Below are 15,077 nucleotides of genomic sequence, written 5' to 3' on the forward strand. Positions count from 1 at the left end.
CGGGGCGCTGCCGCTGCTGGGCAACCTGGACGATCCCGCGACGCTCGGCCGCCTCGCCGGCCTGGCCGACGCGGTGCTGCACCTGGCGCCGCCGCCGGGTGAGGGGCCGAGCGATCCGCGCACCGCGGCGCTGCTGCACGCGCTGGCCCGCTCGACGCGCGTGCGTCGCATCGTCTACGGCAGCACCAGCGGCGTGTATGGCGATGCCGGCGGTGCGCGCTTCGACGAGACCCGCGCGCCGCTGCCGGCCAGCGACCGCGCGCGGCGGCGCGTGGATGCCGAAGCGCGGCTGCGCTGGCACGGCAGGCGCTTCGGGGTGGCGGTGACGATCCTGCGCATCCCCGGCATCTACGCCGCCGACCGGCCGGGCGGGCACCCACGCGAGCGGCTGGCACGCGGCACGCCGGTGCTGCGCGCCGAAGACGACGTGTACACCAACCACATCCATGCCGACGACCTGGCGCGCGCCTGCATCGCCGCGCTGCACCGCGGCCTGCCGCAGCGCGTGGTGCATGCGAGCGACGACACCGAGCTGAAGATGGGCGACTACTTCGACCTGGCCGCCGACCTGTGCGGCCTGCCGCGCCCGCCGCGCATCACGCGCGACGAGGCGCGGAAGCAACTGCCGGCGATGCAGATGTCGTTTCTCTCGGAGTCGCGCCGGCTCGACAACCGGCGGCTGCGTGAAGAGCTGCGGTTGAAGCTGCGCTACCCGACGGTGCGCGACGGCTTGCTCGCTTGACTTGATCGAGGTCAGACCCCGAGCGACTGGGTCAACGTCTTCATGCGATCGGTGGCGCGCGCCTTCAGCGTCTGCGTCTCGTCGCCGCGCTGCACCTCGAGCGTGACCTCGCGCTCGGGCGTGCTGCCGCGCCACAGCGTCTTGTAGAAGCGCTCCAGCCCGCCGACCGCGACGCCGTCGATGCGCAGGATCAGGTCGCCGGCCTGCAGCCCGGCGGCCTCGGCCGGGCTGCCGCGGTTCACCTTGACGACACGCACCTGCCCGCCGGATTCGACGCAGTTCACGCCGAGCCACGGCCGGTGGCTCATCGCGGTGCTGCCGCTCTCGCGCATCTCCTTCAGGATCGGCTTCAGCAGGTCGACCGGCACGAACATGTTGCCGGGCAGCCGCGGCGCGTCGGCGCCGGCGGCGTCGGCGACGATCAGCGAGCCGATGCCCAGCAGCTCGCCGTTGGCGTTGAAGAGCGCGGCGCCGCTGTGGTCGGTGCGTGGCGGCGAGGTGAACAGCGCGCCGTCGATGTGGTACTCCCAGTAGCCGGAGAAAGCACGCCGCGACACGACGCGCGCGAGGCTCAGCTCGCCCTGGCCGGCGGGCGAGCTGCCGCTGACGATCATCACCGGCTCGTCGGACGCGAGCTGGCTGGTGTCGCCGAGCGGTGCGGGCGGCAGGCGCAGCGGCGCGAGCGGCTGCAGCAAGCCGAAGCCGGACGCCTGGTCGTAGGCGACGACGCGGGCCGGCACGATGCGCGCGGAGTCGAGCTGCAGGTCGACCTGGTCGGCCTCGAGGATCAGGTAGCCGATGGTGAGCACGAGGCCGTCGGTGCCGATGACGACGCCGGAGCCGAGGCGCAGCTTGCCGAGGGTCTCGGCCGAGGTGGCGTGGCCGAGCGCCTGGACCTGCACGCCGACCACCGCGGCCGCGGCGCGGGCGAGCAACTCGCCTTGCTCCTTCAGCGTGGCATCGTCATCGGCTGGTGCTGCCGCGAGCGCGGCGCTGCACGCGGCCCATGCCCCGAGCAGCCAGCCGGCTGCCCACCTGCGCGCGATGCGGCGCGTTGCCTGAAGCCGATCGTTCATGGGCCCTCCGAACGAGAAACTCGTGCGGTGAGCATGAGCGCTTCGGCCCGTCCCTGGGCGAGGCGGGGGCTTTCCGCGGCGTGAAATCAGCGCCGGCCGAACGGTGGCTGGCCGCGCCAGTAGCGGATCATCAGCCAGCCGCCGAAGATGCCGCCGAGGTGGGCGAAGTGGGCGATGCCGGCCATCGTGCCGGTGACGCCGAACAGCAGTTCGAGGCCGCCGTAGATTGCGACGAAGGTCTTGGCCTTCATCGGGATCGGCGGGATCAGCGGCACGATGGTGCGGTTCGGGAACATCATCGCGAAGCCGAGCAGCAGCCCGAACAGGCCGCCCGACGCGCCGACGGTCGGAAAGTTCGCGCCCATCAGCGCGCAGACGATGAGCTGGAAGCCGGCTGCCGCGACGACGCTGGCCATGAAGAACTGCAGGAAGCGCTTGGCGCCCCACAGGCGTTCGAGCTCGGCGCCGAACATCCACAGGCCGAGCATGTTGAACAGCAGGTGGTTGAAGCTGCCGTGCAGGAAGCCGTAGGTCACGATCTGCCAGGGCAGGAAGCCCGCGCCGATCGGCCACAGGGCCAGGAAGCGGTCGACGACGAAGCCGAGCACGTACTGCAGGCAGAACATGCCCACGTTGATCAGCAGCAGGGCCTGGGTGACGGGAGGCAACGAAGGCATGCAAGGTCCGCAGCAAGGGAAGGGGCGCCAAGGGTACCCGGTTTGGGGATATCCCAGAAAGGCTGTGGCACACTCTCACCCCCTGCACCGGCCTCGGTGGCGAAATTGGTAGACGCGCGGGACTCAAAATCCCGTTCCGCAAGGAGTGTCGGTTCGATTCCGACCCGAGGCACCACCACCCCTTTTTCGCATTCGCGAAAATACGCTGAACTCCCCGATCATCCGCGCCAAACTTGGCGGTGCGGGTGCCGAAGGCTGGATCGAACAAGCGCGGATGGCGAGCCGACAGCATTCGGATCGCGAGGTTCAAGGCGACGATCCCGTTCATCGACAAGCCGCTCACGGAGATCACGCCGGACGACTGGTCGACCTGGCGCGACTCGCCCGCGGCAGGAAGTGTCGATCGCAAGCCTCTCGCGCCAGGTTCGATCGCGCGCGACTTCAACGTGATCCGGGCCATGTGCCGCATCGCACTCGACGAGTGGGGATGGCTCAAGGGCAACGTGCTGACTCGCGTCAAGAGCCCTTCGCCGCCGCCGGGCAAGGAGCGCGTGATGTCGCCGAAGGAGGTGACAACCCGCCGGCAAACCGTTGGACCGGATCGCTGGCGAATAGCGATTCTTTTCATACGGTGCTCGACGCCTGGCTGGAAACACAACGTCGCGCTGAGCCATGACGCGTGGTAAGGCAGGCAGCATCACCAAGGCGGCCGGGGCCCTGCGGGCGCCGCCAGCCTAGACGGACATCGTCCGCGGACCCTTGGCAGCCGCCTCGTCCATCAGGCGGGCGACGTCGGCCAGGAAGCGGTCCACCGCGAGCGGTTTGGTCCAGTACTCGTCGGCGCCGAGTTGGGTGGCGCGCGCGACTTCTTCCGGCATCGCGCTGGCAGACAGGGCCACCACGCACAGGTGGCAGGTCGCCGCGTCCGCCTTCACGCGGCGCAGGACTTCCAGCCCGTCGATGTCCGGCAGCTGCATGTCCAGCAGCAGCAGGTCGGGTTGCAGGCTGAGGGCCAGCTCGAAGCCGCTCCTGCCATCGTGCGCGCGGACGAAACGCAGGCCGGCCCAGCGCGCCAGGATCTGCTCGACGAGGAGTGCATTGACGTCGTTGTCCTCGACGTAAAGCACCGTGCCCCGCGGCGCCGCCGGCGCGGTCTGCGGCAGCGGTCGTTCCGGCACGCACGGCACGGACTCGACGCGCGGTAGCGACACGCTCACGCGCGTGCCGATGCCGAGCTTGCTGTCGACGCCGATGTTGCCCTGCATCAGCCGCAAGAGCTGGCGGGTCAGCGCCAGGCCGATGCCGGTTCCTTCGATGGCCCCACGCTCGCGCCCGAGCCGGTTGAACGGCTCGAACAGGTGGGACAGCTGCTCGTTCGTCATCCCGAGGCCGGTGTCCTCGATCTGCAGGTGAACCCACTCGAGTTCCACGCGCAGCGAGACCGTCACGACGCCGCCGGGCCGGTTGTACTTGACCGCGTTGGAGAGCAGGTTCAGCACGACCTGGCGCAGCCGCGTCGGATCGGCGCGCACCCCGACCGGCGCGCAGGCGTCGTAGGCCGGCACCAGCGAGACCGCCCGCTCGTCGGCGGCGCGGCGCGTCATCTGCATCGCTTCGTCGAGCAACGGCAGCAGCGCGAGCGGCTCGGCCTGGACCGCGAGATGGCCGGCCTCGATGCGGGACACGTCGAGCACGTCGTTGATGAGCGTCAGCAGGTGCCACCCCGCCTGCTGCAGCAGGTCGAGCTGCGCCAGTTCAGGCGGCGTGAGGCGCTCCTGCACCCCCTGGCGCAGCAGTTCGGCGAAGCCCAGCACGGCGTTGAGCGGCGTGCGCAGTTCGTGGCTCATGCGCGAAAGAAATTCGGTCTTGGCGCGGCTCGCGGACTCGGCGCGGGCGAGCGCCTCGCGAACCTGCTGGGCCTCGTGCAAGTCGGTGATGTCCAGGCTCATCACCAGCAGGCACGCCTCGCCCATGTAGTCGATCGGCTCGGCGTTGAACAGTTCCTGGGTCGGCCGGGCATCGCCGCGGTGCACGCGCATCATGCGGTTGCGCACCCGGCCGTGGCGCTGGAGCTCGGCGTAGAAGGCCTCGCGATCCTCGTCGCTCAGCCGTGCCGCGAGTTCGACGGTCTGGCGCCCCAGCATCTGCTCGCGCGTCATGCCGATGGCGGCACAGCAAGTGTCGTTGGCCGCGAGCACGCGCCGCTGCGCGATGGAGAGGATCGTCGACGACACCGGCGCGGCGTTGAACAGCAGCTGGAAGCGCTCGAGGCCGGCCTGCACCTCGCGCTGCGCGCGCTCGCGTTCGTGCTCGCGATCGATCGCATCGAGCGCGAGGGAGATGTCGCCGACCAGCTTGTCGAGCAGCTGCATCAACGGCTCGTCGAAGAAGCCGGTGTGGCCTGCAGCCAGCATCAGGACGCCGTCGACACCGCCGCGCCGATGAAAAGGCAGCCATGCGAACGCGTGCACGCCGTGCGCCACGGCCTGGTCGCGCCACGGCGCCGCCCGCGGGTCGTTCTGGTAGTCGTTGCTCGCGATCGGCCGCCCCTCCCGCAGCGCCTGGACCGTGTAGGAGGCCTGCGCCCGCGCCTCGCTGGTGTCCCACGGCTGTGGAACGCCGGCGAGGATCTCGGCCGCCGGCCCGGCCGTGGCGCAGCGGTGGGCGAAGACGCCGTCGAGCACGTATACGCAGGCGACGCGAGCATGGCCCGCGTCGACGCAGATCTCGCAGATCGCCTCGAACAGCCGGGTGCGGTCCTTGATGCGGGTGATTGCCTGGTTGGTCCGCGACAGGGCGTCGTAGAAGTGCGCCATCCGCTGCAGCAGCGCGTGCGCCGCGCCGGCGTGCTTGTCTTCGCTCAGCAGGAGGGCGACCGGCAGGGCCATCGCCAGTGCGAGGGTGGCCGGTCCGAATGCGGTACCCTGGATCAGCGCGGCGTCGGCACCGGACCCTATGGCGAAGCCCAGCCAGCCCGCGCTCGACAGCGCGGCAGCGGCCAACAGCGCGTGGCCGCACTCGCGCTCGCTGCGCGCCCGCACCGCGCAGAGCATGCCGAGCGACAGGTCGAGGCATGGCGCCGCCCAGCGGGCGAGCGTCGGCGGGGCGAGCGCAAGGACCAGGGCCGGACCGACCAGTGCCGCCTTCGTCGCGCGGCGCTGGCCGAGGTAGTCGGCGACCGCCCACGCGATGAGCGCGCGCGGCAGCAGCGCGAACTCCACCGGCAGTGGCCCCGGCCATCCCAGCGTGGTCGCGCCGGCCAGGGCCGAACCGATGGCGGCCTGCAGCAACCACAGGTGACGTTTGCGCCGCCAGATGACGCACAGAAGCGCCGCGACGATGGCAAGCGCAATGGCGACGACTTCTGGCAATCCTGGCGGACGGTACATCGGAGTCCCCTGTCCCGGGCGATGGTAGAGGTCGTCGAGCAGCATGTACAGCCGAATTCGTCGCAGGCGCCCTGCTCCCCCTGGGGCGCCCTGTGCTGGCTGGACACAGCCTTACGCTGGCAAAGAGACCTTGAGTCGACCGGCATGCAGAAGGATCGCTACATCGTCGAAGATGGCCGGAGGTGCAGGAAGTCCTCCACGCGCTGCCAAGTCAATTCTGACGCGCGCTCGTCGTAGTCCGGCAAGCTGGTGTCTGTGTAGAAGTGACCGGCGCGAGGACAGGTGGAACTTGGGCTTGCGCGCCCATGCGTCTCGCCGAGTCTTGCCACATCGCCACCGCGGCAGGCGGCGCGAATTCGACATCCGGATCGCCCACGTGGACCTGTACTGGAAGGCCGGGGCGAGCGGTGTCCGGAATGTCGGCCAGCGCATGAAGCATCAGCACGCCCGCCGTTTGCCCTCGCTCTGGCAGCAGGGTGCCAACCACACCGACGCCCATCGACAGGCCAGCCAGCACGCATCGGCCGGAAGTAGCTGCACGGATCGACGGGCGCGCTGCGTGATGACGGTCCAGCCGATCTCGCGCATCAGCGGGAAACCCTCGTCGAGGGTCGTCGCGGTGCGCGTAAGTAGAGAGCGTCGCACGTGCGCGACGTTCAACTTCAAGTAGGTCGCTCCAGCCACTCGCCGATGTGTGGTGCGGCTGCAGGCAGCACCACCACATTGGCGCCCGAATCGCGCAGGTCCTCCGGCAGCAGTGGGGGGCGGACAAAGAAGAAATAGCTGCCCAGGCCCACCAGCCACACGCCGCAGACTGCGAACAGCCAATCTCCAAGACTGCGTTGACCTCGAGGTTCCACGCTCACTCCACGGTGACTGTCCGCAGGCGCAGAGCGTTGCCGATGACACTGACCGACGACAGGGCCATCGCAGCAGCGGCGACCACCGGTGACAGCAGCAGTCCGAAGAACGGATACAGCACTCCMGCCGCGAGCGGGATACCGGCCACGTTGTAGGCAAACGAGAGGAACAGGTTCTGGCGAATGTTCCTCATCGTTGCGTGCGACAGCGTCCGAGCCCGAACGATACCCATGAGGTCGCCTTTGAGCAGGGTGATGCCAGCGCTTTCCATCGCGACGTCAGTGCCGGTGCCCATGGCCACCCCGACCGTGGCCTGGGCGAGAGCGGGCGCATCGTTGACCCCGTCGCCCGCCATCGCGACGACTCGCCCTTCGCCCTGCAGGCGCTTGACGACAGCGGCCTTGTCTTCCGGGAACACTTCGGCGACCACCTCGTCGATGCCCAGCTGACGTCCGACAGCTTCCGCAGTGGTCTTGCCATCACCCGTCAGCATGACCACTCGAACGCCAGCTGCCTGCAGCGCCTTCAGCGCCTGAAGGGTTGTCGCCTTGATGGGGTCGGCAATCGCGACGAAGCCGGCCAACTTGCCACCGATGCTGACGAAGATGACCGTTGCCGCCTTCTGCCGCTGCGCTTCCGCCGCGACTGCGAGGCTGCCGGAGTCGATACCGTGCTCCGTCAGGAACTTGGGGCTTCCGGAGACAACGGTCTGTCCATCCACCGTTCCGATGACGCCCTTGCCGACCGGTGAGTCGAAGTCGACGACCGGTGACAGGGCGAGCTTGCGTTCCTGCGCATCCATCACGATGGCCATGGCCAGCGGGTGTTCGCTGGCACGCTCGACGCTCGCGAGCTTCTGCAATACGTCATCAGCGGAGAAGCCTGTCACCGGCTCGATGTGGACGACCTTCGGTCGTCCCTCAGTCAAAGTGCCTGTCTTGTCGACCACAAGGGTGTCGACCTTCTCCATCTTCTCCAGTGCCTCTGCGTCCCGGATGAGCACGCCGTGCTGCGCCCCCTTGCCGACACCAACCATGATGGACATCGGCGTAGCCAGGCCGAGCGCACACGGACAGGCGATGATGAGCACCGCCACGGCCGTGATGAGCGCGTAGCTGAATGCGGGCGACGGACCCCAGACAAGCCAGGCGACGAACGTCAGCGCGGCGGCCAGGATGACCACCGGCACGAACCAGCCCGCGACCTGGTCGGCCATCCGCTGGATGGGTGCGCGGCTGCGCTGGGCCGCTGCCACCATGTGGACGATTTGCGATAGCAGGGTGTCGGCACCAACCTTCTCCGCGCGCATCACGAAGCCGCCGGTCTGATTCAGCGTACCGGCAGTGACCTTCGAGCCAAGGGCCTTGGCCACTGGAATCGGCTCGCCGGTGACCATGGACTCGTCGACGTTGCCCTTGCCCTCAGTGAGCTCGCCATCCACCGGCACCTTCTCGCCAGGCCGCACGCGAAGGAGGTCGCCCACCTGGATGGCGTCGACCTGGACGGTTTCGTCGTTGCCTTGCGTGTCCACCTTGACCGCGGTCTTCGGCGCCAGGCCGAGCAGGGCCTTGATGGCACCTGAGGTCTTCTCCCGAGCGCGCAGTTCGAGGACCTGGCCCAGCAGCACCAGCACGGTGATGACCGCCGCGGCCTCGAAGTAGATGGCCACCGCTCCATCGGCCATGCGCAGGTTCGTTGGGAACAACTGTGGCGCCACCGTTCCGACGATGCTGTACAGCCAAGCCGCGCCCGTGCCCAGCGCTATGAGCGAGAACATGTTGAGACTGCGGTTCTTCACCGAGGCCACGGCGCGGACGAAGAAGGGCCAGCCCGCCCACAGCACTACCGGCGTTCCGAGCAGTAGTTGAATCCAGTTGGACAGCTGCTGCCCGAAGAGGTGGTCCAGGTTGGTGACGTGACCGCCCATCTCGAGCGCGAAGACTGGCACCGTCAACGCCGTGCCAATCCAGAACCGCCTCGTCATGTCCCGCAACTCGGGACTCTCTCCTTGGTCCGCCGTTGCCACGACCGGCTCCAGTGCCATGCCGCAGATGGGACAGTTGCCCGGCCCCATCTGGCGCACTTGCGGGTGCATCGGGCAGGTGTATTCGACCTGGCCGTGGTCACCCTTGGGCGCGGGCTTGGCTGTCGCCGGCGCGTCATGGTGGTCGTGATGCGCGTGCGCGGAGTGGTCGTGGGTCGTGCGGGAGGTGTTCGGCATTGCGCTCTCCTGTTCCTGTTGGCAGTGTCGACCTTCCAATCATGGGAATGTCAAGGGGCGCGCCATCGAGTGGTAGCGGGCCCGCAGCCACTGCGGCAGCACGAGCGCCAATCCGGCGCCCAGGACGATAGCGCCCAGGCCCGATGCCAGTTCAGCGCCCTTGGTGGCTGCCGACCCGCCGTGCATCGTCGTCCTTCGAGAACCGGGGAATGAACCGCGGCGTCACCGCTGCGTACGCACGCCACGCATCGCCAAACGCCTTCTCCGAGTCGCGCTCCTCCGAGATGGCCAGCCGCACGTACATCACGACGAGCACCGGGAACATCGCCAGCGTCAAGAGCGTCGGCCACTGGAGCAGGAACCCGAACATGATGGCGACGAAGCCGATGTATTGCGGGTGGCGCACGAACCGATACGGGCCCGCCGTGGCCAGTTGATGCCGGCGCTGCGCGTGATAGAGCACGTGCCAAGCGTTCGAGAGCAACGTGAAGCCCCCGAAGAGGAACACGAAGCTCAGGAGATGGAACATGCCGAAGTGCGGGTTGCCTTGCTGCCCCGTCACCAGCCACCAGAGGTGCCCGGCATCGTGGCCGAAGAGGTTCACTCCCGGGAACTTCGAACCCAGCCAGCCCGAAAGCAGGTAGATGGTCAGCGGGAAGCCGTACATCTCCGCGAACAAGGCGACAACGAAGGCAGAGTAAGCGCCGAAGCTGCGCCAATCGCGCAGGGTCGTTGGCTTGAAGAAGCTGTAGGCGAACCCGACGAAGATGACCGAGTTCAGGATGACCAGGCCCCACAGGCCGTAGTCATTGCTTGGGGCGTTCATCGTCGGTCCTTCCGGTGTTGCGGTGGCCGCCGTGACGGTGGTAGCCGTGATGCATGAACATGTGCATCAGCGGACACGCCAGCAGGAAGGCGTACGGCAGGAAGCCCAGTACGTGGGCACGGTGCTCGGTGAACAGGAGAAAACCGCCGACGGCCGCGACGACCAGGAGCGCAAGGCCCCCGCGCGAGCGCCAAAACGGAGGCGGGTCATGGTCGATGTTGTTCATGGCGTGACTCCAGTCGGGTGTCGGTTACTTGGTCGCAGGAGCCTTCATCCCCTCGCGGTCCATCACCATCTGCATCATCATTTCCATCATGTCCATGCGCTTGCCCATCGCTTCGGAGGACATGCCGCTTTTCTCGCCCTTCATCTGACCCATCATGGCCATGCCGTCCTGCATGGCCTTCATGTGGTCGACCATCGCCAACGCAGTCATCGACAGTGCAGTGACGCCGATGGCGAGGGTAGAGGCGAGGGTGGAACGCATCGTGAACTCCTTTGTTGCTGCAAGCGTCGCAGCAACTGACAGAGGAAGGCTTGATGCGCATCAAAGGAGTACGCGCCGTGCAGCCCTCTGTCAGCGCGCTGGTCGTGATGTCGGTCTGGGCGTTCTTCGCCGGAAGCTTCTTTGCCTGGCTGCGTCGACGGTTGGGCTGGGCTCAGTGCAGACCATGCGGGCCCATGCAGCCGCCCAGCACGTGAACCAGTAGGAACAAGGCCGCGCCAGCAAGAGCGCAGTTGCGTAGCCATTTCACCCAGGCGGGAGCCGGTTCGGTGCCCGCCGTCGCGCCACGCGGCTTGTAGATGGCAAGGACAGTGGCGAACAGAAGCGCGGCGACAGCAACTGCAGAGTCRGCCACCAGCTGCACGCGCAGATCATGCAAGCCCACGCCATCGAGCTCCGTCAAGGCGTCCCAGGGCCTCGAGCTCGCGCATCAAAGGCCTTCAGTGGCAGCACCCGCCAGCTTTGCCTGGCTTCGCAATGGCAGCTTCGGCTTGGACCTGCACGGGCGTGTAGCCGGCGTCCTGAATGGCATCAGCCAGAGCGGAAGCCCCGGCCAAGACCGGCAACGGACCTGGCAAGACCAAGGGCTTGCGCCGCGGGCGCCACGGCCAACGATTCAACTAGCCCTTCACCAACTTGATGCGAAGCGTTGTCTCCGCCGCCCCCTTGTTCGTCCACATCCAGCAGTAGTCCTGCTCGACTTTGGTGTTCAGTGTCCCTCCGTCCTTTGCGACCCGGTTCTTCTTCGCGGGGAAGCGGACCTGCTTGCCCTCGTGAAAGTGAATGTTGAAGTCCAGCGGCGAGCGCGCCTCAAACGACCAGGCTACCTTGGTCCCTTTCGGCAGCTTCTCGCAGGCCTCGACAAACTTGCCGGGGGCAATCGCGACTTCTTTGCTGAACTGGCTGGAGGCATCCCAATCAATCGGAACCATCTGGGCGGCTGCGGACTCGCTGAGCGCGAGGGCAATGACTGCAACGGTGAGCGTGAGTGTCTTCATACGCCCACTGTAGACTGCAGCCCGCCTCGGCTGCAGCCGGTCGTACCCGCTTGACCTTGTCACTGTGGCAAGGTTTAGGCTGTCTCCAGAGGCTAAATCAGCTTCCCTTTACTGGGGTAACCCCTCGCGTGCTAATCTGACCGCAGTGAAAACTGTTCGCATCTGCTTCCTGCTGCTGCTTGCCGTGCTGCTTCCCCTGAGGGGGGCGGTTGCGGCCGCCATGCTGTGTCCCGTGGGTAGCTCGGGCATGCAGAACGAGCTTCGCGTGCAGGACCGTTCGTCGACGCATGAGGCCATGGACCACGAGGCCGTGGACCCCGGTGAAGCGGCCCACGAGCACGCAGGCGCAGACCATGACCATGACCACAGCGGCCACCACCAATCGGCCTCTGACAAGTGCAACATGTGTTCGGCCTTCTGCTCGCTCACGCCCCTGGTGAGTGCTGCGGTCACGCTGCCTGAGCCGATCGGGCTCACCACGGTCAAGTTCACTGACCTCTCCGCTCCCCCGCCGAACTTCTTCTCGGACGGGCAAGAGCGTCCTCCCCGAACCATCTGACCCACCAAGGCCTCCGCGGGAGGCCTGACGGGGCTCGTGCGTCCGCTTCGCGGTCGGTGCGAGCGTCTCCTGGCTGTGGCAACGCCGAGCCGATGACTCACATGGTTTCGAACAATGAACAACTTCTTCTCCAGGCTGGCGCCTGCGGCGGCGCTATGCCTGCCTCTGCTCGCGCTTGCCCAGGCCAGGCGAGCGGACCCGGCTGACACAAAGGCTCCGGCACCGCCGTTGCGTTACCAGTCGGCCTTTGCCGACTACAAACCGTGGCAGGACGCCAAGACGGGCGACTGGCGTGCTCTCAACGACGCGCTGCGGGCTACCGGTGCAGGCGGCGGCCATGTGGGCCACACGATGCCAGCTGCCTCGCCCGCGGCTGCTTCTGCACCGACCCCCACGGCCTCGGCCCCCTCGCTCGACGGTCATCACATGCACGGAGGCAAGCAATGATGCGCCTGACAGCCGCTGCGGCCGCGGCCCTCGTGCTCGCAGGTTGTGCGTCGTTCTCCCAGGACGGCGGCGCCGGGAAGGTTTCCGAACTGACCAAGGAGCGCACGGGCCAGAGCGTCGCCTTCCAGCGCACCGAGGCTGATGTCGACTCGGCCGGCGCTCGCGTGTCCGAACTCCTCAAGCAGCCGCTGACACCCGACAACGCGGTTGAGACTGCGTTGCTCAACAACCGAGGCCTCCAGGCAAGCTTCTCGGAGTTGGGCATCGCCGAGGCGGAACTGGTGCGGGCCGGGAGGTTGGCGAACCCAACCTTCAGTTTTGGACGCCTCAGTGGTGGAGGAGTCACCGAGATTGACCGCTCAGTGATGTTCAACTTACTGGGTCTGCTGACAATGCCAGTTGCAAGCCAGGTCGCGCAGCGCCAGCTCGAGCAAGCGCAGTACCAAGCGGCTTTCGATGCCGTAGGAGTGGCGGCCGAGGCGCGCAAGGCCTTCTTCGGCGCCGTGGCGGCCCAGGACCTGGTCAAGTACTACGAGCAGGTCAAGGAAGCCGCCGATGCCTCCAACGAGTTGGCGCGGCGAATGCAACAGGCCGGCAACTTCAACAAGCTGGCCCAGATGCGCGAGCAGTCGTTCTACGCCGATGCCACTGCCAATCTGGCCCGAGCCCGGCACCAGGCGGTTGCTGAGCGAGAGCGGCTCGTTCGCGCGCTCGGATTGTCGGGTGACCAGCTTGCCTTCAAGCTTCCCGAGCGCCTGCCCGACCTGCCCAAGTCGCCGCTCGAGCCAAAGAGTGCCGAACAGACCGCCATCGAGAAGCGCCTGGATGTCCTGATGGCCAGGCGCAGCGCCGAGGCGACGGCCAAGTCGCTCGGACTGACCAAGGCTACGCGCTTCATCAACGTGCTCGAGGTCGGCTATGCCAACAAGAGCCAGACGGGCGAGCCTCGGCAGAACGGCTATGAGATAGAACTCGAGCTGCCGTTGTTCGACTTCGGCTCGACGCGTGCGGCGCGCGCGGAAGCAACGTACATGCAGGCGGTGCACCGTACGGCCGAGGTCGCGGTCAACGCACGCTCCGAGGTCCGCGAGTCCTACTCGGCCTACAGGACAGCGTACGACCTTGCCAAGCACTACCGCGACGAGGTCGTGCCCCTGCGCAAGCGCATCTCCGACGAGAACATGCTTCGATACAACGGGATGCTGGCGAGTGTCTTCGAACTGCTCGCCGACGCGCGCGACCAGGTCACCAGTGTGACTGTCGCTGTTGAAGCGTTGCGCGACTACTGGGTCGCCGAGACCAACTTGCAGAGCGCGCTCACGGGGCGTTCACCCAGCGGCGCTCCAGCGATGGGTCCTGCCAAGTCCGCTTCCGCGGAGCAGGGTGCCCACTGAAGGAAATCGAGATGACAAACCGCAGAACATTCTTCAAGGCCGCCGGTGYGACCTTCCTCGGTGCCGCGGCGGTCAGCCGAGTGGGCGCCGCATCGCTACCGGAAGTCGTCATCCAAGCTGGTGCGGCGACGCAGCCGCCTCCGTCTCCGCCCACCGGTCGGCCCTTCAATCCCATCGTGACACTCAACGGGTGGTCGCTTCCGTGGCGCATGAAGGACGGCGTCAAGGAGTTTCACCTCGTCGCCGAGCCGGTGGTTCGCGAAATCGCGCCGGGCATGAAGGCCAACCTCTGGGGCTACAACGGCTCGAGCCCGGGCCCGACCATCGAGGCCGTCGAAGGCGACCGCATCCGCATCTTCGTCACCAACAAACTGCCGGAGGTGACCAGCGTCCATTGGCACGGCGTACTGCTGCCCTCCGGCATGGACGGCGTGACCGGCCTGACGCAGCCGCCCATCGGCGTGGGCAAGACCTTCATGTACGAGTTCGTGCTGCAGCGCCCGGGCACGCACATGTACCACCCGCACGCCGACGAGATGGTGCAGATGGCCATGGGAATGATGGGCCTGCTCATCATCCACCCCAAGGACCCGAAGCAGTATCGCGTCGACCGAGACTTCGGCTTCATCCTCAACGCCTACGACATCGAGCCGGGCAGCGCGACGCCGCGCGTCAACACCATGCTCGACTTCAACCTGTGGACCTGGAACAGCCGTGCGTTCCCGGGCATCGACCCGTTTGTCGCGCGCACGGGTGAGCGAGTTCGCATCCGAGTGGGCAACCTCACGATGACGAACCACCCCATCCACATGCACGGCCCGCACTTCGAAGTGACGGGCACCGATGGTGGTTGGGTGCCCAAGAGCGCACGGTGGCCTGAGGTGACGACTGACATCGCCGTGGGCCAGATGCGCGCGTTCGAGTTCGACGCCATCGCCGGCGACTGGGCCATTCACTGCCACAAGTCGCACCACACGATGAACGCCATGGGCCACGACGTGCCCACCATGATCGGCGTCGACCATCGCGACGTCGCCAAGAAGATTTCGGGCCTCGTGCCGGACTACATGGTCATGGGCGACAAGGGGATGCACGACATGGCCGAGATGGAGATGCCGCTGCCCGACAACACGCTGCCGATGATGACCGGCACTGGTCCCTTCGGTCCCATCGGCATGGGCGGCATGTTCAGCGTGGTCAAGGTGCGCGACAACGTTGCGCGCGGTGACCACCGCGACCCCGGTCCGTACAGGCATCCCGCCGGAACCCTTGCCAATGAGTACACGGCGGAGACGCCGCCGGCGCCTCACGCGACTGCACCCAAGGCCGACACCAACACGCTTCAGGTCCGCAAGCCCTCCGGGCACGCAGGCCATTGACCA

15 protein-coding genes, 1 tRNA gene and 1 pseudogene are annotated in these 15,077 nt (G+C 67.1%); 7 read left to right on the top strand and 10 right to left on the bottom strand.

Going from position 1 to position 15,077, the window contains the following annotated elements; translation table 11 throughout:
- The coding region (locus AC1D1T_RS09530; protein WP_477991811.1) for an NAD-dependent epimerase/dehydratase family protein at nt 1-742 on the top strand (742 nt) is incomplete at its 5' end.
- Between the two features lie 11 nt (nt 743-753).
- Here AC1D1T_RS09530 and AC1D1T_RS09535 read toward each other — a convergent pair.
- Both AC1D1T_RS09535 and AC1D1T_RS09540 read right to left on the bottom strand, forming a co-directional pair.
- The gene (locus tag AC1D1T_RS09535; protein WP_477826347.1) at nt 754-1,818 is read right to left on the bottom strand and encodes a S1C family serine protease; all 1,065 of its coding nucleotides are present in this window, start codon (nt 1,816-1,818) and stop codon (nt 754-756) included.
- An 86-nt stretch (nt 1,819-1,904) separates the two neighbouring features.
- The gene (locus tag AC1D1T_RS09540) at nt 1,905-2,495 is read right to left on the bottom strand and encodes a rhomboid family intramembrane serine protease (protein ID WP_477826348.1); all 591 of its coding nucleotides are present in this window, start codon (nt 2,493-2,495) and stop codon (nt 1,905-1,907) included.
- 90 nt (nt 2,496-2,585) lie between these two features.
- On the opposite strand from AC1D1T_RS09540, the gene AC1D1T_RS09545 reads away from it, so the two are divergent.
- Nucleotides 2,586-2,670, top strand: a tRNA-Leu gene (locus AC1D1T_RS09545).
- Nucleotides 2,671-3,082: 412 nt separating this feature from the next.
- Here the strand turns inward: AC1D1T_RS09545 and AC1D1T_RS09550 are convergent.
- Both AC1D1T_RS09550 and AC1D1T_RS09555 read right to left on the bottom strand, forming a co-directional pair.
- Nucleotides 3,083-3,169: pseudogene (locus AC1D1T_RS09550) on the bottom strand (RidA family protein); the annotation flags it as partial.
- A 60-nt stretch (nt 3,170-3,229) separates the two neighbouring features.
- The gene (locus AC1D1T_RS09555; RefSeq protein ID WP_477991812.1) at nt 3,230-5,884 is read right to left on the bottom strand and encodes an ATP-binding protein; all 2,655 of its coding nucleotides are present in this window, start codon (nt 5,882-5,884) and stop codon (nt 3,230-3,232) included.
- 376 nt (nt 5,885-6,260) lie between these two features.
- On the opposite strand from AC1D1T_RS09555, the gene AC1D1T_RS09560 reads away from it, so the two are divergent.
- A complete protein-coding gene (locus AC1D1T_RS09560) occupies nt 6,261-6,554 on the top strand; it encodes a hypothetical protein (protein ID WP_477842154.1) in 294 nt (97 codons plus the stop codon).
- A 192-nt stretch (nt 6,555-6,746) separates the two neighbouring features.
- Here the strand turns inward: AC1D1T_RS09560 and AC1D1T_RS09565 are convergent, their stop codons facing one another.
- From AC1D1T_RS09565 to AC1D1T_RS09590, 6 genes are all read right to left on the bottom strand, one after another.
- Entirely contained in the window at nt 6,747-8,966 is a 2,220-nt protein-coding gene (locus tag AC1D1T_RS09565) for a copper-transporting P-type ATPase (RefSeq protein ID WP_477825785.1), read from the bottom strand.
- Between the two features lie 151 nt (nt 8,967-9,117).
- On the bottom strand, nt 9,118-9,792 hold the full coding sequence (locus tag AC1D1T_RS09570; RefSeq protein WP_465115136.1) for a methyltransferase family protein: 675 nt from the start codon (nt 9,790-9,792) through the stop codon (nt 9,118-9,120).
- Entirely contained in the window at nt 9,773-10,018 is a 246-nt protein-coding gene (locus AC1D1T_RS09575; protein WP_477825786.1) for a DUF2933 domain-containing protein, read from the bottom strand. Before AC1D1T_RS09575 ends, AC1D1T_RS09570 begins: the two co-directional genes overlap by 20 nt.
- Nucleotides 10,019-10,042: 24 nt before the next feature.
- Nucleotides 10,043-10,279 carry a hypothetical protein gene (locus AC1D1T_RS09580; protein WP_477825787.1) on the bottom strand — a complete coding sequence of 79 codons (237 nt, stop codon included), beginning with the start codon at nt 10,277-10,279 and terminating at the stop codon, nt 10,043-10,045.
- Between the two features lie 172 nt (nt 10,280-10,451).
- Nucleotides 10,452-10,700, bottom strand: coding sequence for a hypothetical protein (locus AC1D1T_RS09585; protein ID WP_477825788.1), 249 nt, complete (start codon nt 10,698-10,700; stop codon nt 10,452-10,454).
- A gap of 217 nt (nt 10,701-10,917) precedes the next feature.
- Entirely contained in the window at nt 10,918-11,295 is a 378-nt protein-coding gene (locus AC1D1T_RS09590; protein ID WP_465115130.1) for a hypothetical protein, read from the bottom strand.
- Between the two features lie 145 nt (nt 11,296-11,440).
- Between AC1D1T_RS09590 and AC1D1T_RS09595 the strand changes: the two genes are divergently transcribed.
- From AC1D1T_RS09595 to AC1D1T_RS09610, 4 genes are all read left to right on the top strand, one after another.
- On the top strand, nt 11,441-11,854 hold the full coding sequence (locus AC1D1T_RS09595) for a DUF2946 family protein (RefSeq protein WP_477825789.1): 414 nt from the start codon (nt 11,441-11,443) through the stop codon (nt 11,852-11,854).
- Nucleotides 11,855-11,968: 114 nt separating this feature from the next.
- Nucleotides 11,969-12,301 carry a hypothetical protein gene (locus AC1D1T_RS09600; RefSeq protein ID WP_477825790.1) on the top strand — a complete coding sequence of 111 codons (333 nt, stop codon included), beginning with the start codon at nt 11,969-11,971 and terminating at the stop codon, nt 12,299-12,301.
- The gene (locus tag AC1D1T_RS09605) at nt 12,298-13,695 is read left to right on the top strand and encodes a TolC family protein (RefSeq protein WP_465115125.1); all 1,398 of its coding nucleotides are present in this window, start codon (nt 12,298-12,300) and stop codon (nt 13,693-13,695) included. Before AC1D1T_RS09600 ends, AC1D1T_RS09605 begins: the two co-directional genes overlap by 4 nt.
- A gap of 11 nt (nt 13,696-13,706) precedes the next feature.
- On the top strand, nt 13,707-15,074 hold the full coding sequence (locus tag AC1D1T_RS09610) for a multicopper oxidase family protein (protein WP_477991813.1): 1,368 nt from the start codon (nt 13,707-13,709) through the stop codon (nt 15,072-15,074).
- Nucleotides 15,075-15,077 lie beyond the last annotated feature (3 nt).

It is taken from the genome of Rhizobacter sp. P2_H3, assembly GCF_056403355.1.